The sequence below is a fragment of the Mesorhizobium sp. M0571 genome (assembly GCF_040320985.1).
GTDB lineage: Bacteria > Pseudomonadota > Alphaproteobacteria > Rhizobiales > Rhizobiaceae > Mesorhizobium.
In genome coordinates this window covers 1-22,094 of record NZ_JAMYQT010000048.1, presented here as the reverse complement: position 1 = coordinate 22,094, position 22,094 = coordinate 1, and the positions used below count along the sequence as shown (strand labels likewise).

Annotated in this window: 21 protein-coding genes; 15 read left to right on the top strand and 6 right to left on the bottom strand. The window is 59.8% G+C overall.

Features of this window, described 5'->3' with window-relative positions:
- Nucleotide 1 precedes the first annotated feature (1 nt).
- The 4 genes from otsB to NKI85_RS31230 form a co-directional block, all read right to left on the bottom strand.
- Nucleotides 2-763: a trehalose-phosphatase gene (gene otsB, locus NKI85_RS31245; protein ID WP_352523617.1), complete on the bottom strand. Its 762-nt coding sequence runs from the start codon at nucleotides 761-763 to the stop codon at nucleotides 2-4.
- Nucleotides 760-2,541: an alpha,alpha-trehalose-phosphate synthase (UDP-forming) gene (locus tag NKI85_RS31240; RefSeq protein ID WP_352779952.1), complete on the bottom strand. Its 1,782-nt coding sequence runs from the start codon at nucleotides 2,539-2,541 to the stop codon at nucleotides 760-762. The genes otsB and NKI85_RS31240 overlap by 4 nt, the downstream gene beginning before the upstream one ends.
- A gap of 177 nt (nucleotides 2,542-2,718) precedes the next feature.
- Nucleotides 2,719-4,881 carry an amylo-alpha-1,6-glucosidase gene (locus NKI85_RS31235; RefSeq protein WP_352523621.1) on the bottom strand — a complete coding sequence of 721 codons (2,163 nt, stop codon included), beginning with the start codon at nucleotides 4,879-4,881 and terminating at the stop codon, nucleotides 2,719-2,721.
- Nucleotides 4,882-4,928: 47 nt separating this feature from the next.
- Nucleotides 4,929-5,990, bottom strand: a complete 1,062-nt coding sequence (locus tag NKI85_RS31230; RefSeq protein WP_352779950.1) for a glycosyltransferase family 4 protein — start codon at nucleotides 5,988-5,990, stop codon at nucleotides 4,929-4,931.
- Between the two features lie 239 nt (nucleotides 5,991-6,229).
- Here NKI85_RS31230 and NKI85_RS31225 point away from each other — a divergent pair, with 239 nt between their 5' ends.
- Complete coding sequence (locus NKI85_RS31225; protein ID WP_352523854.1) at nucleotides 6,230-6,532, top strand: DUF982 domain-containing protein; 303 nt, start codon at nucleotides 6,230-6,232, stop codon at nucleotides 6,530-6,532.
- Between the two features lie 27 nt (nucleotides 6,533-6,559).
- Here NKI85_RS31225 and NKI85_RS31220 read toward each other — a convergent pair whose 3' ends face one another.
- Nucleotides 6,560-6,925, bottom strand: coding sequence for a hypothetical protein (locus NKI85_RS31220; protein ID WP_352779948.1), 366 nt, complete (start codon nucleotides 6,923-6,925; stop codon nucleotides 6,560-6,562).
- A 113-nt stretch (nucleotides 6,926-7,038) separates the two neighbouring features.
- Here NKI85_RS31220 and NKI85_RS31215 point away from each other — a divergent pair, with 113 nt between their 5' ends.
- From NKI85_RS31215 to NKI85_RS31170, 10 genes are all read left to right on the top strand, one after another.
- Complete coding sequence (locus tag NKI85_RS31215; RefSeq protein WP_352779946.1) at nucleotides 7,039-7,338, top strand: hypothetical protein; 300 nt, start codon at nucleotides 7,039-7,041, stop codon at nucleotides 7,336-7,338.
- 239 nt (nucleotides 7,339-7,577) lie between these two features.
- Nucleotides 7,578-7,805: a hypothetical protein gene (locus NKI85_RS31210; RefSeq protein ID WP_352779944.1), complete on the top strand. Its 228-nt coding sequence runs from the start codon at nucleotides 7,578-7,580 to the stop codon at nucleotides 7,803-7,805.
- Nucleotides 7,806-7,919: 114 nt separating this feature from the next.
- A complete protein-coding gene (locus tag NKI85_RS38010; protein ID WP_502896176.1) occupies nucleotides 7,920-8,174 on the top strand; it encodes a DUF6894 family protein in 255 nt (84 codons plus the stop codon).
- A gap of 397 nt (nucleotides 8,175-8,571) precedes the next feature.
- Entirely contained in the window at nucleotides 8,572-9,192 is a 621-nt protein-coding gene (locus NKI85_RS31200) for a class I SAM-dependent methyltransferase (RefSeq protein WP_352779942.1), read from the top strand.
- 314 nt (nucleotides 9,193-9,506) lie between these two features.
- Nucleotides 9,507-11,219, top strand: a complete 1,713-nt coding sequence (locus NKI85_RS31195) for an ABC transporter ATP-binding protein (RefSeq protein WP_352779940.1) — start codon at nucleotides 9,507-9,509, stop codon at nucleotides 11,217-11,219.
- Between the two features lie 6 nt (nucleotides 11,220-11,225).
- Nucleotides 11,226-12,392 (top strand): glycosyltransferase family 9 protein, encoded by a 1,167-nt coding sequence (locus tag NKI85_RS31190; protein WP_352779938.1) that lies wholly within the window; start codon nucleotides 11,226-11,228, stop codon nucleotides 12,390-12,392.
- Nucleotides 12,393-12,404: 12 nt separating this feature from the next.
- On the top strand, nucleotides 12,405-13,592 hold the full coding sequence (locus tag NKI85_RS31185; RefSeq protein WP_352779936.1) for a hypothetical protein: 1,188 nt from the start codon (nucleotides 12,405-12,407) through the stop codon (nucleotides 13,590-13,592).
- Nucleotides 13,582-14,760, top strand: coding sequence for a glycosyltransferase family 9 protein (locus NKI85_RS31180; protein WP_352779934.1), 1,179 nt, complete (start codon nucleotides 13,582-13,584; stop codon nucleotides 14,758-14,760). The genes NKI85_RS31185 and NKI85_RS31180 overlap by 11 nt, the downstream gene beginning before the upstream one ends.
- Nucleotides 14,761-15,061: 301 nt before the next feature.
- Nucleotides 15,062-15,856, top strand: a complete 795-nt coding sequence (locus tag NKI85_RS31175) for a sulfotransferase domain-containing protein (RefSeq protein WP_352779933.1) — start codon at nucleotides 15,062-15,064, stop codon at nucleotides 15,854-15,856.
- A 14-nt stretch (nucleotides 15,857-15,870) separates the two neighbouring features.
- Entirely contained in the window at nucleotides 15,871-16,566 is a 696-nt protein-coding gene (locus NKI85_RS31170; RefSeq protein WP_502896175.1) for a sulfotransferase family protein, read from the top strand.
- Nucleotides 16,567-16,596: 30 nt separating this feature from the next.
- On the opposite strand, the gene NKI85_RS31165 is transcribed toward NKI85_RS31170, so the two are convergent.
- Nucleotides 16,597-17,577, bottom strand: coding sequence for a glycosyltransferase family 2 protein (locus NKI85_RS31165; protein ID WP_352779931.1), 981 nt, complete (start codon nucleotides 17,575-17,577; stop codon nucleotides 16,597-16,599).
- 223 nt (nucleotides 17,578-17,800) lie between these two features.
- On the opposite strand from NKI85_RS31165, the gene NKI85_RS31160 reads away from it, so the two are divergent.
- From NKI85_RS31160 to NKI85_RS31145, 4 genes are all read left to right on the top strand, one after another.
- Nucleotides 17,801-18,964 (top strand): glycosyltransferase family 4 protein, encoded by a 1,164-nt coding sequence (locus NKI85_RS31160; protein ID WP_352779929.1) that lies wholly within the window; start codon nucleotides 17,801-17,803, stop codon nucleotides 18,962-18,964.
- A gap of 115 nt (nucleotides 18,965-19,079) precedes the next feature.
- Entirely contained in the window at nucleotides 19,080-19,853 is a 774-nt protein-coding gene (locus NKI85_RS31155; RefSeq protein ID WP_352779927.1) for a glycosyltransferase family 2 protein, read from the top strand.
- 108 nt (nucleotides 19,854-19,961) lie between these two features.
- Nucleotides 19,962-20,684 (top strand): glycosyltransferase, encoded by a 723-nt coding sequence (locus NKI85_RS31150; RefSeq protein WP_352779925.1) that lies wholly within the window; start codon nucleotides 19,962-19,964, stop codon nucleotides 20,682-20,684.
- Between the two features lie 273 nt (nucleotides 20,685-20,957).
- Complete coding sequence (locus NKI85_RS31145) at nucleotides 20,958-21,995, top strand: phosphatidylglycerol lysyltransferase domain-containing protein (protein WP_352779924.1); 1,038 nt, start codon at nucleotides 20,958-20,960, stop codon at nucleotides 21,993-21,995.
- The last annotated feature ends 99 nt before the right edge of the window (nucleotides 21,996-22,094 follow it).

The following is a 22,094-nucleotide window of genomic DNA, read 5'->3' as shown; positions in this document are numbered from 1 at the left end:
ATCAAGAGACCGCCAATGCCTCGAAATTGGCGTCGAGCCAGTCTATTGCGCCGGTCACGTCTTTGAGGACATAGGTCGCGGCCGTCGGTCCGGTCGGCTTCACGCGGATGGAGATGCCGCCAACTTCGTTGGTCGCCTCGAAACCGTGTTCGTCCGATGTGTCGTCTCCGAGGAATATCGGCCGCCTGCCGACAAAGGGCGGAATCTCCATAAAACGCCGGATGGCGGCTCCTTTGACGGCTTCCAGAGGCATGAGCTCGACGCCGGCGTTTCCCGGAAGCACCCGGTAACCCTTCGGAAGCCGGGCCAACGCCTGTTCGACAAGCTGGATTGCGGGCGCAAGCAGTTGCGGCGCTGCTCTTGTATGGACGGCGAGGACCGGACCCTTGCGCTCCACATAGACCTTGCCGCTGCCCAGTTCGGCCTCGATCTCGTCGGCAAGGGCGGCGATGTCGGCCGGAGCGTCAGCGGCATCGATCGGACCGGTCGGCGTCAGCCGGTGCTCCAGCCCATAGAGTCCGGCAATCCTCAGCTTCAGCGGCTGAAACAACCTGTCCACGGCGGAGATCGAGCGGCCGGTGATGAAGGCGACCGCACCATCCAGCCGCCGCTCGATGCGTCCAAGCAGATTGCGCAATTCCTCGCCGACGAATACTGCGTCTGGATGGGCAGCGTGCTCCAGCAGGGTCCCGTCGATGTCGAGGAAGAGCGCCCATTGCCCTTCCGGCAGATTCGGCGCCGGCGGCTGTTCGAAATCCGTCACGACGCCGTCCTCCGTGCCCGCTCGAACATCGAGATGACGTTGTTGGTGTTTGATGGCGGCCGCTCGCCAGTTCCAGTCACCCTGTCGAGATCGCCGCGTTTGCGCAGGCGCGCAGCATCCAGCAGCATGCTGCCGGCCCAGCGGTAGACATTGTTGTCGCGGACCATCTCGCGCATCGGCCGCAAACGCTCGCGCTGCTCTTCCGGCGTCATCGTCAGCGCCTGCAACAGCGCCTCACTCATCATGGCCGCGTCGTAGGGGTTGACGATCAGTGCTTCCAGCAATTCGCGCGAGGCGCCGGCGAAGGTGCTGAGCAAAAGCACGCCCTGTTCGTCGTCGCGCGCTGCGACGAATTCCTTGGCGACAAGGTTCATGCCGTCATGCAGGCTGGTGACCATACAGATGTCGGCGGCGCGATAGACCTCGTACACCTGCTCTTGCCGATGATGTTCGGCGACCATCAGGATAGGACTGTATGTCTCGCTGCCATAGCGCCGGTTGAGCTCTTCGGCATAGCGGCGGCATTCGTCATGGAGTTGCTGGTAGGCCGGCAATGTCCCCCGGCTCGGCGCCGCGATCTGCAGGAAAACCACCTTGCCTATCCATTCGGGATATCTCGTGAACAATTCGTCCAAGGCATGGAAGCGATCGAGAATGCCTTTCGTGTAGTCGAGGCGCTCGACGCCAACGCATAGTTTGGTATCCGTAGACAGGCCGAATCTATCGCGGACACGAGCGCGGCACTCCTCGACAGACGGCAAACTTGCCAGCAATTGGGCCGGCCATTCTATGGAAATGGGATAGGCGTGGACCAATGTCGTCTGTCCGCCATAGGAGATTGCCGCGTCTGCCCGTTCTATGCGGCTCTCCAGAAAGCGGTCGACACTTTCGGTGAAGTTGTTGGCATGGAACTGGGTGTGAAAGCCGATGATCGAACTGCCGAGCAGTCCTTCCAGGATCCGCTCACGCCACGGACAGATGCTGAACACTTCCGAATTGGGCCACGGGATATGCCAGAAGGTGATGATGATCGCGTCCGGCAGGCGCTGACGGATCATGCGCGGCAGCAGCGCGAAGTGGTAGTCCTGCACCAGCACGATCGGCCTTTCGTTGCGTGCTTCGGCAACCACCGTATCGGCGAACTTGCGGTTGACGGCCTCGTAAGCGTCCCAGTCCGAGGCGCGAAAGATCGGGCGGGTGAAGGCAATATGGCAAAGCGGCCATAGGCCTTCATTGGCGAAGCCCAGATAATAGCCCTGATGTTCCTCCTCCGTCAGCCAGACCCTGCGCAGCGTGTAGGACGGATTGCCTGGCGGCACCTGCACCCGGTCGTCCTTGTCGACCGTGAGACGGTCTGCCGTTCCGCCGCCATAGGCGATCCAGGTGCCGGCACAGGCGCGGGTGATGGGCTCAAGTGCCGACACCAGCCCGCTGGCCGGCACCAAAAGTTGGACCCCGTCATCCTTGATGTTGTGGATGTAGGGTTCGCGGTTGGACACCACGATGACCTGTGCGTCCGGCAGGTCGTCGGCCAGGATCTTGCGCAATGTGTCGGGCGACCATGTGACCAGCGCCGCGTCGGCCGACTGGCCGTTCTTTTCGAATTCGCGCAGCACCTTGCGTGCCGCTTCCGACGCGACATCCTCGCTCGGCGTGTATGCGGCCGCCGTTGCGCGGCCGCGGCGCTGGCGGGATATCGATAATAGAATGGCAAAAGCGGAAAAGCCAAAACTTGCAATCAGCAAAACCCAGAGCAGGTCTACAGTATAGTCTGACATCGAATGTGATCTCGCCTCCGGCCGGCCGATAGCCGTTTTTATTTGTTTTTCTGGTTCGCTGCCGTCCCACGACAAAAGCGTCCCCGCGCCGCCCATTTTGCAACGCACAAAGAGGCTATCGGTTCCGGACGATTGCAATGCCGCGCGTCGTTTTCGATGCGCCGCAGTGCGGCGGCGTCAAGTGCGCACGATGAGCGGTACCATCCCCTCATACCGGTCGGCGAGAAAGGCAACGACCCGGTCGCCGACACGCTGGAATGTGAGGTCGACCACCGCCGAGCCGACGCCCAGATGCCGCAATGTCAGCGTATCGATACCGATCGGCAGCCTCGGGCGGGTGACCCGGATTTCGCCGTCCCAGCCATCGATTTCCAGGCCAAGGCAGGCCTGCATCAGCATGAAGGCCGATCCCGCCGACCAGGCCTGCGGCAGGCACGCGACGGGATAGGCGATCGGCGCTTCGCCTGGCGACCTGGTAAAGCCGCAGAACAGTTCCGGCAGCCGCATGTTGAAATGGACAGCCGATTCGAACGTGCCGCTCATCAGCCGGACCACGCTGTCGCGCACGCCATAACGTGCCAGGCCGGCACCGCACATGGCCGTGTCATGCGGCCAGATCGAACCATTGTGGTAAGACATGGGATTGAAGAATATCGCATCATCGGCCAGCGTCCTCACTCCCCAACCCGAGTGGAAGGACGCGGAGAGCAGCTGATCGGCGACCATCCGAGCCCGTTCCGGCTCGGGCAGCCCGACATAGAGAAGATGGCCGGCATTCGACGTCCGTACCTTGCAGACCTCGCCTGCACCGTCGATCGCCAGGGCATAGAAGTTGAGATCGTCCATCCAGAAATGTCGTTCCACCGCGGCGCGCATGGTTTCGGCGCGTTCGTCCCAATGATCGGCCTTGTCGTCCTCGCCACGGCGGCGGGCGAGCGCCGCCAGCCCACGGAACGCGGCAAAGACATAACCTTGCACCTCCACCAGAGCGATCGGCCCCTTGGGCATGCGGCCATCGGCATGGAAGACCGAATCGAAGCTGTCTTTCCAGCCCTGGTTGGCGAGGCCGCTCTCGGCGCCGCGCTGGTAGGTAACGAAGCCGGTCGCGCGGCTTATCTCTTCGGTCCATTCGGCCGCAGCACAGAGCGATGGCCACAGGCTGTCGATGAACGCCATGTCGCCGGTACGATCCGCATAAGCGCAAGCGAGATGAATATAGAGCGGCGTGGTGTCGACGCCGCCGTAATAGCGGCCGAACGGGAGCTCCCGCAGCGCCGCCATTTCGCCCTTGCGGGTCTCATGCATGATCTTGCCCGGCTGCGAATCGCTGAACGGCGACGTTTCGGTTGCCTGATGCTGGGCGAGAAAGGCGAGCACGCCGCGCGCCAGCCCGGGATTCAACCACAGCATCTGCAGCGCGGAGATCACCCCGTCGCGGCCAAATGCCGTCGAGAACCAGGGTATGCCGGCATAGGGGTAAGGTCCGGTTGCAAGCTCGGTAGTCAGCAGCGCCACATCCGCCCGCGCGCGCTCGATCCAGTCGTTGAAGACGCGGCCGGAGCTGTGCACCGTCCCGCCATGGCGGCGTTTTGCGCGCATGCCGAAGCGGGCGCGGGCGGCGGCGGCACGGAAACGGTCGCGGTCGGGCGTTTCCGCCACTTCCGGGCCGACTTCGATATAGAGAACCTCGCTGCTGCGCTTCGTCACCGCAATCAGGAAATCCGCACGGTTGGTGGTCAAATTGTCCGGGGCTTGCGAGAACGAGATGGCCGACAGGCGCACAAGCTGGTCCAGCCCGTCATATCGAAGCACCACGGACGTCGGACCGGTCTCGGCGGCGTGGGCTGTCCCGCGCTTGGGCCGGGTCGAACCACGCACTTCGAACATGTCGCGGAAATCTGCTGCGAAATGCAAGGAAACCCGAATGGCCGACGATTCCTGGCTATAGTTGGAAAGGGTGATGCGCTCGAACAGCCGGTCCTGCCAAAGCAGCCTGACGCGTTCTATGTGGATCGCGCCCTGCGGAATGTCCCGGCCACCGACACTCTGGATCGGCAGATTGGTCAGGTTCGAGGTGAAAAGCACATTGTCCTGGCTGAGCGATGCGCCGAGCAGCGACATTTGCCGGCCACCGACCGTCAGCCGGAATTCCGAAAGCACACGCGTGTCGTCACGGAAAAAGCCGTCGCCGGCGCCGCGGATGTCGCCATAGGCGTCGGCCACCGCGAAGCAGTCGCCTTGCTTGAGGGCGAACAGCCGGTGCGGCTCCCGAGGCGCGACCTCGTCGAGAGAGGCAAGGGCTACGGCGGGATCAAGCTTACGCTCGTCGAGTTGATTCATTCGTCACAAACTCTGTCGTTTCGTTCCAATTTCCACAATGACGCCGATCAGGACGCTCTCGCTTCACCGGGAGCGCCGATCAGGCGCGCATAGGCAGCCACATAGTCGTGGGCCATTCTCGTGGCAGAAAAACGGTTCTCGAATACGGCTCTCACCTGTCGCCTGTCGAGGCGCAGCAATTCCGGTATCGAGGCGACCGCAGCATCGACAGTATCGACAAGGAAACCGGTCACGCCATGGTCGATGATCTCCGGCAGGGCACCGCGTTTCCAGGCGATTACCGGCGTGCCGCAGGCCATCGCCTCTATCGCGGCAAGGCCGAACGGCTCCGGCCAATCGATCGGAAACAGCAGGCCTGCCGCCTTGCCGAGGAATTCCGCTTTTCTGTCCTCTTCGATCTCGCCGATATAGTCGACACGGTCGCCATCGATCAGCGGCTCGACCGTGTCGTGGAAAAAGGCGCGGTCGTCATCGCCGATCTTTGCCGCAAGCTTCAGCTTCAGCCCAGAGCGCAAGGCGATCTCGATGGCACGATCCGGGCGCTTGTCGCGCGACAGCCGGCCCAGGAAGGCCAGATACGGCTCGTCCGCATCGGTCTCGAAAGTCGGCTCGTAGATATCGATCGGCAGCCCGTGTTGGATGGTCGCCAGCCAATTGGCCTTGGCGAGCCCGGCTCTCTGGCTGCGGGAAATCGAGATCATCGGAAAGCGCGGAAAACGTTGGTAGGCCGGGGCCAAATCGACATAGTCGAGCCTGCCATGCGGCGTCGTCACCGTACGGTCGGGCATGTGTTCGAAGAAAGGGAAATGCAGGAAATGGCTGAGATGGAAGTGGATGACGTCGAACTGTTGCGCACGGTTCCTCACCTCGGCAAGCATCGAGAGATGCGCTGCGGTTTCGGATTTGTGCGGGCGCGGATCGAGACGGAGCGCACGCTCGCGACACGCCACCAATTTCGCCGATGTCTTGGTATCGCCGCTGGCGAACAGGGTCACGTCATGGCCAAGTTCGACCAATCCTTCGGTCAGATAGGAGACGATGCGCTCCGTCCCTCCATAGAACCGGGGTGGCACGGATTCATGGAGCGGCGCCACATGGGCTATTCTCATGTTTTGGCATTTCCCTCAAAAAGACTGTTCGTGGCATCGAAATGCATCAGCCGCGCTAACGTTCCCGTACAGCGGCAAGAAGTCACGCCAATGGGTGCGCCTGGCGCTTCCACCGCTCCGCTCCTCGTCTTGTCCAGCCAACATTTTCCAAGCCAAGCTCTCTTTTGCCGGGAACCAAAGGCCCAGTTCACGAGTTTAGGGGGGTTAGATCGCACGCATCCGGTCGACGGGAGGAAATGATGGATCGCTTGCAATTCTTTTCGCCCGTGCGGATTTCGCGCGGACATGGACGGCCTGTGGAAGAGATCGACAGCGTTGCCGAAGCGATGGCATTCTTGCGAAAATGGCCGGCCGGGCGGCGCGGGCCGGTTTACCAATGTGCGGTGAATTGCTGCGCTGCAGCCATGGCGGGCCGGATGTCGGCCGAGGAAGCGAGAAAGGCTTTTACCGGCTTCGCCCGGATCACCCGCCTGCTCGAGGGCGATAGGCCGTTGCCGATGAGCGACGAGGCCACGGATCGCGCGGATGCGCTGAGACGATAGCTCTCGCTGATCGTCAGAGCAAAAATGTCATTCAGCGGAGCGCCCCATCGGCGACCGACGCGCTGTCGCGAACAGTCGTTTGAGTAGGGCTACAGCACCGTTCTTGGCGATGTAATCACAATAGGCGACGTAATCGGGGTCGCGTGATAGATGGCGCTCCTCGGTGATGGCGCGGAGTGCATAGATGGGCCTGTTGTTGACATTGCGTGGGGAGGGATGGTTGTTGCCGCCCTCGCTTATTTTTTCGCAAGTGCATCTACGCTGATATTTGGTACCGAAGGCACTGCGTTCATTGCTCGCCTTCTGGCAGACCAACCTATGGCAAATCAAAGTCGCTTCGGTTGTCTCGGGCGTAAGGCCCGTGATGACTATTCCGGTCATCGTGGCCGTCATGCCCATAATCGTGAACCGGATTAAATTCCGAAAATTTTGTATAGACACCTCGCTTTCCCAGGCTCGCGCCCGAGCTTCCTCATTTGGCGGAGAGGTGTTTGCAACAAGGTCGCATGCGGATCGCTTACGCCTCAGCGTTCGGGCTCAGGGACGGCGTAAAAAGTTTCGACAAGGCACAGACAACGGTGCCGCATTGCGGTATTTCGACCAAAAAGGCCAAAGATGCACTTTTGGGGGAACGGATAATGTCGAAACGGCTTAGACTGGTCCTGGGAACGGCCGGCGCAATTGCCCTCGCCATTGTCTGGGGGATCGTCGCCACGTCGATGGGGGTGCCATCGATTCTGATCACCGTAGGAGCGGTCGCGATCGGCGCGGGCATCTACAGCTATCTCGATCAAAGCCGAAGCTGATCCGGTGACCGCGGCATAGCGCAAAATCCCCCGCTCGCAGACTGCCCTGCGGCAATGCTCAATGTACGAAAATTACCAACCGCAGCATCCTGTGGAACGAGCGGCTTGCCGAAGCTATTGTGATGGCGGTCCGAGACACCCCCGCCTCGGGCCATTGGCTCACCCAGCCGAGTGGTCCGTTGCTTCCCAATAGCAGCGGACCTTTCACCCGGACATTGTGCCGAATCGAGGGAGGAACGATGGTCGTTGCCGAGATTGCAGTGCGGCGCCTGAAAATTCTGATCGAGCAATATATGGAGACCAGAAAAAGGCGCCCAGATGTGGTTTCCACCGCAGCGGCTGAGATCGCGATCAGGGCAGTCATGCCGAATTGCCCGGTCTCCGGAAAGGCCCCGGACGACATGATTGCGGCATGTGCGTTCGAACATGGGCTGGGAGTGCTGCTGTTCGATCGACCTGATGCATGAGGGCCTGAAAGCCATGAATCCCAACGTCGAAATCGTACGGATGCCGCCCTGTGCGAATCCGACGCTGTTCCTGAGGCCGCTCGCGACTAGATAAACCTACCAACTGGAGCAGGCATGCCGAGATATTTTTTTCATTTCCGAAACAATGAAGGCCGCTTGAAGGAAGATTTCGAGGGTCAAGAGTTGGACGGTTTGTCCGCGGCTCAGGATAATGCCATGGCTTCGGCCAAGGAAATACTGGCCGAGGGTCTGCTCAGCGGCGACCCGGTCCTGACAGGCCTTTCCTTCGAAATCTGCGACGAGAACCGGAAGCTGCTATTCCGATTTCCCTTCTCGGAAGCTGCCGAAAAGGCTGGCACTCGACCGTGATTCGCCAAAGACCCGCAATGCGGGCGAGCTTTGATCGAGCCTAGCTGAAAAACCGCGTGTCGCGGTAAGACGGTCGTTGGCGCAAATCAACACACCATAACCAAATTAGTAGCATAGCTGCCGGCACAAAGCAAGAACAAACATGACCGCGCTATCGCTGAACAAGGCATCGTTGGAGAGGACGCTATTCTCCCGAATTGCCGTGCTTGCGCCGCGCAAGCAAGTTCAGCCCGGGTAGGGGGCAGGCAAGCGACATTGCCATTTCCAACCGACATATCGATTTGTCGGGCTGGGTGCTCGTCAACTCCCCGAAACGTCTTTGTCTCTCGCAGGATGCTGTGATCAGGAGTTCCTTTCTCCCGCGGTTGCGTTTACAGGACGTTCTGGGCAGTGTCGTTTGCGCGCCAGCGACTGGTCCGGACCAAGGCCCGGCGCACAGTCCTCCTCCGTCAAGGAAACCAGTCCGGCGCCGCTTTTGGAGAACAATGATTTGTGGTGGTCAAATAAGCAAAAGAGGTTCAAGGGGACGTGGGACGACAGACTGGACGGGCTATTCTCCGCAGAAGTCGACTATGCCGGCAAATCCATTCTCGATGTTGGCTGCAACATGGGTATTGTCGCCTATGAGATATCCAAGCTGGGACCGAGCTCGATCCACGGGATCGACATTCTCAAGCCGCATATCGAGACGGCCAGGATGATCTTTCTGGGTTGTCCAGTCCAAAGCCGGTTCGATTGTCTCGATCTTGGCAGCCGGAAGCTGCAAAATGTTCTCCAACCGCAATACGACATCGTCATGCTGCTGGCGGTTTACCACCACATGCAGTGGAGCCTCGGCGCGGACAAGGCGCGAAGCGTGCTGTCCGATATCGCCAGGCGTGCTCAAACGATCGTTGCCCGCGTCCCCCCTGGTAAGGATAAAGAAATGATGGCGGTGCTTTCGGATGTGGGCTTTTCAGTCAAAAGCAATCACACATCGCCTCTTGGAAGCCATCTCCTCGTCCTTGCGAAACAATGACCAGGCATAGTGCGGCGAACGACGAGCGGCGCAAGAGCCGCATGGCTTGTGTTCCGCCATGCTTGGCATCCGAGGAACCGACGGTCGTAAGCCGATGACGCGCAAGGATCCTGTTCGGCATTGACTGCGGTCGGGAACGAAGCCACAGACAATGATCGAAACCGTCTCGCGCTTTCAAGGCAACACGAAGACCGGACGGGATCGCAACGGGCGGCGACGAGATGATTGCAAAGAAACGACTATCAACGGCCCCAGCATATCCGCTAATCAAGCGTCTGATTAGCGAAAATCTGCCGCCGCACAAGATGCTGTATGTGACAGGTTTGATGTGCTCGATCGCCGCTGCGGCGGCGACCGGCGCAGCGGCTTGGATCATGAAAGTCATGATCAACACCATCTATGTCGAACGAGACGCTGCCGCTGTATCGGGTATCAGCGCCGTCATCATCAGCATTTTCCTGGTCAAGGGCATAGCTGCCTACTGCCAGACCATCACGACGGGAAAGATTCGCCGGGCCATCGTTTCGGACCTTCAAAACCGCCAGTTTTCCCGAATGGTGCGTTTCGACATCAGCCGTTTCGCCAACCAGCATCCGGCAAAATTTATCTCCAAAATCATGTTCAACGCGCGCGCCGGGGCGACCGTTATTCTCACACTCACGAGCAGCACCGTCTCCGATCTGCTGACCCTGATGGCTTTGGCCAGTGTCATGGTCAAGCAGGATCCGGTGATGTCGCTGATATCCGTGGCAGTTCTGCCGATGCTGTTCCTGTCGGTCGGCGCGATAACAAGGAAGCTCAAGGCGCTGGCAAGGGGCGAGACGGAATTGGCCGCACAGGTCCAGTCGATCGGCACGGAAGCCGTCGAAGGCATCCGCACCATCAAGTCCTTCCAGCTCGAGGACAAGGCGGTCGCCAGCTTCGCAAAGGCCGTCCGCAAGATGGAAAGGCGTGGCATCCAGATCAACCGGACATCAGCGTTGATGAGCCCATTGATGGAGACCGGCGGCGGTGTGATCATCGGGCTTTTCGTCATGTATGCCAGCTGGCAGACCCTCGGCAACGGCAAGACGCCCGGCGAATTCATGGCCTTCATTACCGCCTTCCTGCTTGCGTATGAGCCTGCCAAGCGGTTGGCCCGGGTCAATGTCGACATCCAGAAGCAAATGGTCGCCGTCGAGCAGATGTATGATTTGATCGACACGCCCGAGCAGCGGCGACTCGCAATCGCAGGCGAGCGCCTGACCGATGTCGATGGTGGTATCTGCTTTGAGGATGTGGCCTTCTCCTATGAAGGCAACAGCCCAGCGCTGCAGGGTGTTTCCTTCGACGTGCGGCCTCGTGAGAAGCTGGCGATCGTCGGCCGCTCCGGCGCTGGCAAGACCACCATCGTCAATCTGATCCTGCGCCTGATGGAGCCGGACAAGGGCAGGATTCTCATCGACGGAAAGGATATTTCGAAAATCAGCCTGGCCGACGTTCGCGACAACATCGCTTTGGTGTCACAGGATGTCTTCCTGTTCGAAGGCTCGATCCGCGACAATATTCGCGACGGGCGCCCGAACGCCACCGATCAAGAAATCGAGTCCGCTGCGGACCTCGCCCGGGTCACCAGCTTTGCTTCGGCCCTCGAAAACGGGCTCGACACGCTTGTCGGGCCGAGCGGCACCAATCTGTCGGGCGGGCAGAAACAACGCGTCGCCATCGCACGCGCCTTGCTCAAGAATGCTCCGGTAATTGTCTATGATGAAGCGACATCGGCGCTCGACGGCGAAAACGAACGGGCGGTCATGGAGGCAGCCTTCGACGACACATTTCAACGAACGGTGATATGCATTGCGCACAGGCTTTCCACAATTAAGGCGGCCGATCGTATTCTCGTGTTTGACGCCGGGCAGCTTGTCGATGCTGGTACGCATGACCAGCTTGCCAAGCACAGCGAGATATATCGTTCGATATTTCACTTGGAGACGCTCGATCCGATGGTTGAAAGCGGTAAAAAGCTGCGGCAGAGCGTATTGCGCTGAAGGCCGATGACCAGCTTTTATCACGGTTCCTATATCCGGTATGTGATCGGCGGGTTGGGTCAGCAGTTGCGCCGATATACAAAGGCGTTGCGGAAATTGTCTGCCCAGCCTTTCCCTGCCTCCGTTCTTGAGCAGCAAGCCAAGGTCGATGCCCTGATCGCGCGCAGGGACTGGAAAGGCCTTGAGGCAAGTACCAACGAGATAGCCATCATGGCCGATCATACCCGCGACCCAGAGCTGATGCAGAAGGCGGGCCAGGCGTTCGAACGGCTTGGCAACTTTGCGCGGGCGGCGGAGCTTCGCCTCTCCGCCCGAAGTCTCCGGAAGGGAGCAAGGGCCAGCGATTGGGCTGGCCAGGATCTCGGTACGGAGACGCTGCTGATCGATCTTGTCGAGGATGACCCTCGCAGTCTTGGCCGCGTCATCCGCCACGCGCGACTGGCCGGAGCTGCCGTTGGACGTGCGCAAAGGGCAATCATTCGAGTAGAGCCGCGCCTTGTATCGCTTCTGCAACGCACATTTCCAAAGGCTACAGTGGTTGCGGCACAGGAGAATGTGACTGGTGATAAGTTTGCGACATTCGAACATCTCGCCTGGATTTTCGGCCGCGATGCCAAAGGACTTGCCGCCGATTTCGAGCCGCTACAAGCAGATCCCAAGCTCGTCGAGACATTTCGAAAGCGCTATCGCTCGATGACCGATCTGCCGCTAGTGGGCCTCTCCTGGGGCAGTAAATCCCACACCAAGGACGTGCCCGACTTCCCCGATTGGGCAAGGTTCATCGCCCAGACACAAGCCACATTCGTGTCGCTCCAGTACGGACAGATCAAGCCGGCGCTGCGGCGCCTGCGCAACGGCAATGACGCGCGTCTGATTTTTGACGGCAGCGTCGACCAGATGGTAGACATGGACCGTTTCGCTGCGCAGGTCGCCGCACTCGATGCCGTCGTGACGATCAGCAATACGGCGGCCCATCTTGCCGGAGCCCTCGGCGTGCCGACTGTTTTCCTCGTCGACGACAATTTTCAGACGGCATGGCCAGTGACCGGCGACCGGACGCCCTGGTATCCGAAGGGTGTCGTCATTCGCAAGGAAGGGCGTCCATGGTCGGCAGTACTTGAAGATGCCGGTCGTCGGCTTTCGCCGGTGCTTTCCAACGCTCATCGAGTATAATCGGGTACTGCCTTGCCGAACAGACCATCCATCCTTCAAAAGGCAAAGGCCGCCGATCTGCGGCCGCAAAGCGCCCTCGGCAAGCGGCTGCAGAAGGTTGTCGAGCAGGCAAGGGAGCTTTTCAGACGCCGCTCGCGCCATGCCGACGAAACCGTCGAACGGCATATGAAGCTGATGGACGATAGTGTCGAGCGAAGAGACTGGACGGCGGCTCGGGATCATGCCCTGGCGCTTGGGCTGCTTGCCGAGCAGCTTGGCGATCTCGGCCTGATCAAGAAGGCCGGGCGCGGACTGAGACGTCTCGACGGGGGCAATCGCACCTGGCAGTTGATTGCGTCCAGCAAGCAGGTACCCGGCAGGCCCGAATGGGACGGCAGTGACCTTACTGATCGCACGCTTGTCGTCGATCGCCGCGAAGGCGACCTTGCGATCTTCTTCCAGTTCGCCTCGCTGCTTGGCCCGGTTGTCACAGCCGCCCACCGATGCATCGTCTTCGTCGAGCCGCGACTGGCGCCTCTCTATCGCAGAACTTATCCGGCGCTCGACGTCAGGCTCGAGGGGGAAGGGGAGGTGGCGGCGGCGGACGGCGATCTCTTCGCCGGCTTCGAGACATTGGCAACGCATTTCTGGCCGGACGACCCGGCGGCACGCGCGCCCTTCGTTCCGCTGGAGCCGGATCGCCGGCTGGTTGCTGAGCTGCGTGGCACCTATCTCGATCGCGGGCCGGGTCCACTGATCGGCTTTGCCTGGGGAAGTCTCAACAAAAGCAAGGATCTGCCGGCTCTGGATGATTGGCGGCCGCTGCTCGGCAACCTGCCTGGACGCCTCGTCAGCTTGCAATATGGCGATGTCGGGCCAGCGCTCTCCGATTTCGAGCGCTGCGCGCCGGGACGCATCATCCATGACGCTTCCGTGGACCAGCTGGTGGATATGGACCGCTTTGCCGCCCAAATAGCGGCGCTCGATGCGGTGGTGACCATCAGCAATACCGGCGCCAACCTGGCCGGAGCGCTCGGCGTGCCGACGATCGTCATGCTCGACGACGGGTTTCGGCTGTCCTGGCCCACTTTCGGAGACACCGTGGCCGCTTATCCCAGCGTTCGACTGGTCCGAAAAGGCGGCCGAGCATGGGCGTCCGCAATGCAGGAAGCAGGTGGACGAGTTATGCAAATCATCGGTGGAGCTGGTGATGGACGGTAGCCAACTTCTTGGCCGGTTGCGCCGCGCGACCACGCTTGCAGGCTACAAATACAAGGTCTGGTTCCGACGTCACCGGCGGCAGCTTTTCCTTCGCTGGCGCGACGGCGATATTGCCGATCAGATGGCGGATTATCGGCGAAGCGTCGAGTCCCGCGATTGGCCGGCGGCGCTGCCGAAAGCCCTGGCTCTCGGGTCTATTGCGAAGGCGAGGCGAGAGGTCCATCTGCTCGACGAGCTCAGCAAGGCGCTGATGCGCATGGGTGCCTACGGCCCCGCGGCCGAACTCAAAATCGCCAGGCGCCACATCGTTGAGGGCCGTGTCGAGCGCGAGTGGCTGGGCCAGGATATTTCGGGCCAGATACTGCTGGTCGATCTGATGGAAACAGAAAAGCAGGGTCTGGCCACCGCGATCCACCATGCGAGTTCCGTCGGCCGTGCCCTGGCGCGCGCCGCCCGCTTGATCGTGCTGGTCGAGCAACGGCTAGTACCGCTCTTCCAGCGCACTTTTCCGACCGCTGATGTGCGGCCGGTCGGCGCTGACGGCAAGGCCGCCTATGGGGAGGCGCAAGCCTTCGCCGGCGTCCAGCATCTGACTGCCGTTTTCGAGACCGACGAGGCGACAATCCGCGAGCATTTCGTGCCCCTTAAGCCGGACCCGGCCCGGGTCGCTGAACTTCGAGCCCGCTACCGGCAGGACGGACGACCGTTGGTCGGGATCGCATGGGGCAGCTCCAATCCCGGCAAAGACCTGCCGCCGCTGGCCGCCTGGCGTAACCTGATCGGCCGACCGGACGTCCGGTTCGTCTCGCTGCAATATGGCCAGATCGAGACCGACCTGAAGGTCCTGACCGACGCTGAGCCGGAGCGCATTCTTCATGACAGATCAGTCGATCAACTCGTCGACATGGACCTTTTCGCCGCGCAGGTTGCCGCGATGGACGCCGTGGTGACCATCAGCAATACCGGAGCGCATCTGGCGGGCGCGCTCGGCATCCCCTCGGTTTTCATTCTGGGCGATGGCTTTAAGCGCTCCTGGCCGGTCGAGGGCGACCGCACGCCCTATTATCCGTCCGCCGTACTGGTCTCGAAACGGGAACGCCCCTGGGCCGCGGTGATGGACGAGGCCGATTCTATCCTGGCGTCTCGGGTCATAAAAGTGAGTGGCTAAGGCATGTCGCCCAAAAGCGCATCGACTGAATGCGCTTCGACGCTATGCGCATTAAGTGGTTCGGCCGACGATCGGAGAGGGAGGCGCCCGTGTCGAACAGTCGTCGCAACAGGCCAAAAAACATAAGGCATTCCGCACCGGGATATAGTAAAGGCCAATTCGCCCCGCAGAGGATCGCAATTCTTGCCGGTATTTCTGCCTTGTGTTCGAACCGGCCGTAGGTTTAGGCGCCCAGCGATGGGGTTGGTCTGGCCTGCAGCGGTTCGGGCGCCAGCTCTGATAATCTAAAGGAGGTCTCTCCATGTCCTTTCTAAACATGTCCTTTCTAAAATTGTTCCAGGCCAAAGCGCCGCCTCTTCCTCTTATCGTATCCTTTCCGAAATCAGGGCGCACCTGGCTGCGTGTCATGCTGGACGATCTCGGCGTTGAAGTTCAATACATTCACGATGGAACCGACCACAAGCTGCTTAGACCAAAATCAAGTCTTAAGGAGAATAAATCTCGATACAAGAAGAGAAGAACAATAATGCTGGTTCGCGACCCAAGAGACACGGTGGTCTCGGGGTACTTTCAGGTTCAGAAGCGCCATATGCTTCCAGCGGGATCGTTCAGCGATTTTATCAGAAGCGACAACCATGGGATTGAAAAGATCATCAGATTTAACCTGCAATGGTTTGCGGCCATGCCCCGGATGCGCGAAATCCGGTATCTTCAATACGAAGATATGCATCGGGATACGGCTGGTGTCCTTCGCGCGATCCTTGGATTCCTGAACCTACAGGCTGACGATCCGACGCTTGTCGAGGTGGCGAACAACCGAACGTTCGACAAGATGAAAGTGAGTGAATCGACCGGTGATCTGTCCGATCGCTACGGCAAGATATTACAGCCGCGTGATGCGAACGATCCGGAAAGCTTCAAGGTGCGTAAGGGCAAGATAGGCGGTTACGGCGAATATCTTTCCGAGGATGACGTGGCCTATTGTGACGAGCAGTTGGCTAAGTTCGAATATTGGGAGAAGCTGGACAAGGTCTTTCGCACGAACGGCTTGTGCTATGCTCGCGTCGATAACCGCACTCGAGTTACCTCGGGTTAGGGAGCATTGCCGACATGGTGATGCGAACCGGATTCATCTGCGGCTGCGGCCACAGCGGCACCACCTTGATCGCGACGATCCTTGCGTCCCATCCAGACGTCTACCTGCCGCTCCAGGAAACCAACATTTTCTTCAAATGGACCCCGCTGGCACTGTTCCGCTACTGGAAGCTGAAGCGGGATGCGTTCAGGGCTGGAAAGAGTGTGCTGCTCGAAAAGACACCACGGCACATCCGTCGTGTCGCCCGCATTCGCCGGCTCGTGCCCGGCGCGCGTTTCGTCATGCCGGTGCGAGATGGACGCGACGTCGTGGCGTCCCTGGTCAAACGACTTGGCGACCCCAAGGAGGCCCTGGACCGCTGGATCAACGACAATGCGCTGGTTCTTGCGGAACGGGGAGAGCCGGATGTGCTGATCTATCGCTATGAGGACCTGATCGAGAATCCGGCCAAAATCGTCGAGCAGATATGCGGTTTTCTCAATGTGACGTTCAGCCCGGATCTCCTCGACTATCACAAGAAGCCGCAGCAATGGTTCAAGCCGACCGACGCTGGCCTCGAGACACCACATGCGGTGCTCCGGAACCAACAGGTCAACCAGCCGATCTACGACGGACGTGGGAGATGGCGCTCGGAACTCGGAAACACCGAGTTACAGGACCTGGTACAGGGACGAGGTGCCCAGCTTATGAAAGCATTCGGTTATGCATGATAACGGTTCGGCATCTGCTGGAAATACCGTCTACCAATCAATTTTGTCGATCAAACCCGTTTTGAACAGGCTGTGAGCTCCTTCATACAGCATTGACTGTTCGCCCATCGCGCTGAGGGTCGCTTTACCGCTCGATACCTCATGATACTGGCGATATTTGGAAGCGCCGTTCCAATACTGACCCTCCGCCACCGCGACCTGCGCCTTGTCGTTGAAATCGGCGAAGAACTTGAAATGAAGCAGGCCGCCAAATCCCTTTATATAGTTCCGCCAATAAGGCAACGGCGAGTGAATCGATGTAAAAATCGTCTGCCGGTCAACATATATCAAGGGAAATTTGGTCAGCTTGTGTTTTCTGGCGAAAAGCCGGGTCCTCGGGCCGCCTGTGATCTTCAGATGCCGAGGGCTCTTTGTCACCTCATAGCCGCTGCTGTCGAAATGGTCCGCAACTTGCCATGGCGGCAAGATGGGATCGAAGGGGACGTCCCAGATGTTTCCGCTCGGATACATGTCGATCATCGGCGCCAGCAGACGCGTCATTCCGCGCCGCTTGAGCCAGTCGGCCAACGCGCCGAGCGGATGCTGATCCATGCCGTCATAGACAAGATATTCGTCAGCATCCACGGTCAGATACCAGCGAGGCTGACCATAAATCTGCACAATACGCTGCCGCCAAAGGTTTCCCAGGTCCGACTGCGAATAGGTGATCGGCGAACTGAATAGATCGACATCTGGCTGCTCGGCCAGAAGCTCAGCTGTTCCGTCGGTCGAGCGATCATCGAGGACGGCGAATCTGGTGACGCCGAGCTCGCGATAGTGCTTCAAGAACGGGCGCAGCCTGTCTGCCTCGTTGCGGATGACGAGGATTAAAGGCAGGTCATTCGCTCCAAGGGGCGTTATCGGCCGCAGCGATGACACTTCTGCCCGTCTTCCGAAGGTGTGTCTCAGCCGATATATGGCGGTATCGGTAATCGTCCGGCGGACAATGGCGGGCCAGGTTGCTTTGCTCAAGCCGTCGATTCCCTCATGGCGGTCACCGCCCGGCTGGAGCTGGCACTGATCCGCTGTTTGCTATTAATTTCTACATGCAGCACCGTTAGGCAAATCGCAAGCAGTAGTGAACAATGGACGCAGATCTGTTCTGAGTTCCGGCGGTGAGCTTTCCAACTGTTGCCGATGCGTGTCGGCCTCTATAGACATCGTCAGATGGCAACAAGGCCGGAGCCCAGACCTCATGCATGCGGGCATTCGTGGCATCGAAAATCAATTCGACAGGCCGATCCTGTTCGTGCGCCAGCGTTATGCGCCTTTCGGTGGAGGCGAGATCATGCTGGAAAATATCATGGCGGCGTTCGCCGCGCGTCAACGGCCGGTGGCCGTGCTGTCCGGCGACTGGCCGCGATATGAAGGGATAGAGTTCATCCATTGTGCCGGCCGCCGCTTTCCGCGCTCCCTGCGGGCGACGTCCTTTGCTCAAGCCGCCTGCCGCAAGATCGCCGAGATGCCACCGGCCCTGGTGCAGAGCAACGATCGGCTTCCGTGCTGCGATGTCTTCCGGGCCGGGGAGGGCGTTCATGCAGCCTATCTTGCCGAGCGGCGCCGTTTCGAGACGCGGCTTGGCAGGGCGGCAATGGCGCTGAGCCCCTTTCACCGCCAGACGCTGCGTCTCGAACGCGCAACCTATGCCAGCCCACGGCTCAAAGCTGTCATAGCCATTTCGAAAATGGTCGCAGAGGACATTGTCCGTCACTACGATTATCCGGCGGAAAATGTGCACCATATTCCCAATGGGGTGGACCTCGACCGCTTCAAACCGCAGCTGCGCCAACGGCATCGGGCCGCGGTCCGTGCGCGGTTCGACGTCGACGATAACAGGCCGGTCGTCCTGTTTGTCGGCTCGGGGTTTGCGCGAAAAGGACTTCTTGCATTGATGAGGGCTGTCGCCACGCTCGACGGCGAGCCGGAATTGTGGGTCATCGGCCATGATTCGCGCGCCAACGCCTTCAGGCAGGCTGGTGACAGGCTCGGTCTCGGCGCAAGGCTGCGGATGCTGGGGCCGCAGAGAGACATGTTACCGTGGTACGGCGCGGCCGATATTGCCGTGCTGCCTTCCATCTATGATCCTTTCGGCACAGTGGTGATCGAAGCCATGGCCAGCGGCTTGCCCGCTGTGGTAAGCACCGGTTGCGGAGCGCGCGAGCTTGTCGATCGATTCGAGCCGACGCTTGTTTGCGACGCGGCCAGCGAAAGCGACCTCGCTGCAGGGCTCGCGCACGCGCTGAAGTTGTCGTCACGACCTGAGACCGCAGCCCGGGTGAGAGCGGCAGCCGAACAGTACGATTTCAATGTCATGATCCAGCGAATGATATTGTTGTATGAAAATCTCGACCTGAAGTGACTTTCGACTTTTTGTTAGAATAGGTTAGTACCCTCAGCGTGCTAACAGGCCGGGAGCCGATGCCGCAGATGCATTCGACCGACAGTGGCAGCCTTGATGCCGGAACCGCCTGACCGTGCCGGCGCTCTCAGTCATTGTCATCGCCCGCAATGAGGAAGCGAGCATCGGGCGTTGCCTACGCTCGGTCCATTTTGCCGACGAAATTGTCGTTCTCGACAATAACAGCAGCGACAGAACCAGGGAGATTGCCGGTGAACTGGGGGCCAAGGTTCTGATGACCCTTGATTGGCCCGGTTTCGGCGCGCAAAAAAACCGTGCGCTGGCCGCGGCAACAGGGGATTGGATCCTTTCGCTGGATGCCGACGAGTGGGTGGAGGCGCCGCTCGGTGCGGAAATCAGAGCCGCAATCGCCGACCCAAAAGGCTATGACGGCTTCGAAATACCGAGAAGATCGCGCTTTTGCGGGCACATTGTCCGCCATGGCGGCTGGTCGCCCGATCTGGTGCTCCGGCTTTTCCGTCGCCGCTCCGGGCGCTTCAGCGACGACACCGTGCACGAGAAAGTATTGGTGAATGGGAAGGTCAGGCGATTGTCCCAGCCGATTGAGCACGACTCCATCACCGACCTGGCAGATGCCCACGACAAGATCGGCCGGTACGCAGAAGCGTCCGCCGCGCAACTGCTTGCCGAGGGCAAAAAAAGCTCGATAGGCAAGGCGGTTTTACGCTCCGTCTGGGCATATATGCGCAGCTATATTTTCCGGCTGGGATTTCTGGACGGTGCCATTGGTGCGATGGTTGCCGCGTATTCGGCCAGCTACACCTATCAGAAATGGGCGCGTGTCGCATTGGGAATGCGAGGCCAATTTCATCCGAAAAAGCAAGGCTGAGGCCAGGACAAATCTGTGAGAAACCGGCTTGGTTGACCGCCATTGTTGCCGAGCCATCGCCAACTAGTTAGTGTACGACCGTTTAAATCGAAAGCCAGGGTAGTGAATATGACTGATGCGTTTAGGGTATTTATCGGATGGGACAGCCGTGAGCCGATCGCGTACGACGTCGCGCGACACTCGCTGCTCAAACATGCGTCGGCGCCTGTCTCCGTCATTCCGATCAAACAGGACGAGATGCGTGCCCACGGGCTGTATTGGCGGGAAAAAGATCCGCTCGCCTCAACGGAGTTCACCTACACGCGCTTTCTCACGCCTTTTCTCGCCGACTACACGGGTTGGGCCCTGTTTTGCGATTGCGATTTCCTGTGGCTCGGTGACGTCGCAGGCCTGCTGAAATATACGAACTCGGACAAGGCGGTCTATTGCGTCCAGCATGACTATACGCCGAAGGCCACGACCAAGATGGATGGCGTGGTCCAGACATCCTATCCTCGGAAAAACTGGTCGTCGTTGATGCTGTTCAATTGCGCGCATCCTTCGGTTAAATCGCTCACGCCAGAGGTCGTGAATCAGGAAAGTGGCGCCTATCTTCACCGAATGCAGTGGGTTGCCGACGAAGACCTGGGCTCATTGCCCGTAGAGTGGAATTGGCTCGAAGGCTGGAACGAAAAGCCTGCTGTCGGCACACCTAAGGCGGTCCACTATACAAGCGGCGGCCCGTGGTTTGCCGAGTGGCAGAATGTCGCCTATGCAGATTTGTGGATAGCAGAACGCGACGAATTCTTGGCTTCCGATCAAGCAGAATCTTCTCAGAGCGCAGTTCGATAAGAGCCCTCGTGTTTGGCAGGTGACCTGAGCGCTTCCGAAGTGGCATCGATTTCCGTGTCGCGAAGAGCGCAGCAACCAGCCGTCAGACGCTGGGCGTCGACAACAATGCGTGGTGCCGCCTTGGGGCGGGACCGGGGGCAGATTGCGCCTAAGAATCTGGCAGTTCCGGCCGGATAAGCATGCCGCACCCAGATAAGGATCAGCTCGCGGCAATATGATCGGTTGGGGTCCGTCAGCTCTTTCATCGGCCTAGCCGACACGCGAAAGTCGACCATGCCGTCACTGCGAAGACGCCTCGATCGTTTGTTGGAAAACCGCGGGCCTAAAATACCGCGGCTGCAGCTGAACTATGTCGAGCGCCTGGCGCTGGTTCGTCGCCATGGCGATTTTTCCCTTGCCTATTCGACCGCCGTGCAGAAGGGACTTCATTACTTCGGCGATGCCCAGGGCTACATCGCTTACGGCAGTAAAACGCGACGTCATTTCGCGCTCGGTGATCCAATGGCTGACCCGGCCGATCGGCGCGACTATATCAGACGTTTCATCGAGGTTGCCGGCAGCCCGTGGTTCGTGCAGATCGGCGAACAGACGGCGCGCGTGCTTGCTGGGCTTGGCTATCAGGTCAACCGCCTCGGCGTCGACACCAGGCTTGTCCTGCCCGGCCACGACTTTTCCGGAAAGCGCAATGAGACAGTGCGCTATTCCGAACGTTGGCTCTTGAAGAAGGGGTTTTCCTTCGCGGAGGACAACGGGACCATCTTCCTCGACGAGATTGCCAGGCTCTCCCAGAACTGGCGGGCCGACCGCATCGTCAAGCGCTGGGAGATGAGGTTCCTGAACAGGCCCTTTGCCGATCACCTTGGCGTCGATATGCGCCGCTTCGTCCTGCACGGTCCGGATGGAGAGCTCGTTGCCTTGCTGGATTTCGATCCGCTGTTCAGTGACGGCAAGGTCATCGGCTACACCACCTCGTTCAAGCGCAAGCACATCGATGCCTCAGCGCATGCCGAGATCGGCCTGACCAAATTCGCGGTCGACCGCTTTCGCAACGAAGGTATTTCCGTCGTCACCCTCGGCCTGTCGCCGCTTGTCGAAATCGGACCCAGCGGCTTTGTCGAAAGCGATTTCTGGCGGCGCGCTTTCCAGCGCGCCTATGAATCGCCGTGGGTCAATCGCACCCGCTTCAACCTGCAGGGGCAGGCGGCCTTCAAGCGCCGATTCCACGGTGTCGAAGAGCCGACCTATCTCGCCTTTCGCAAGGGGACCTTTTTCGAGGCGCTTTCTCTGCTCCGGCTGATCAGGGCCGTCTAGTCCCTATGATTGCTGGGCCTGAGGGCGGCCCGTCATCCGATATGCAACGGTACGAGGGTTAAGCCGGCTGGCCGGCGCAGAGCCTCATGCATAGGAGAC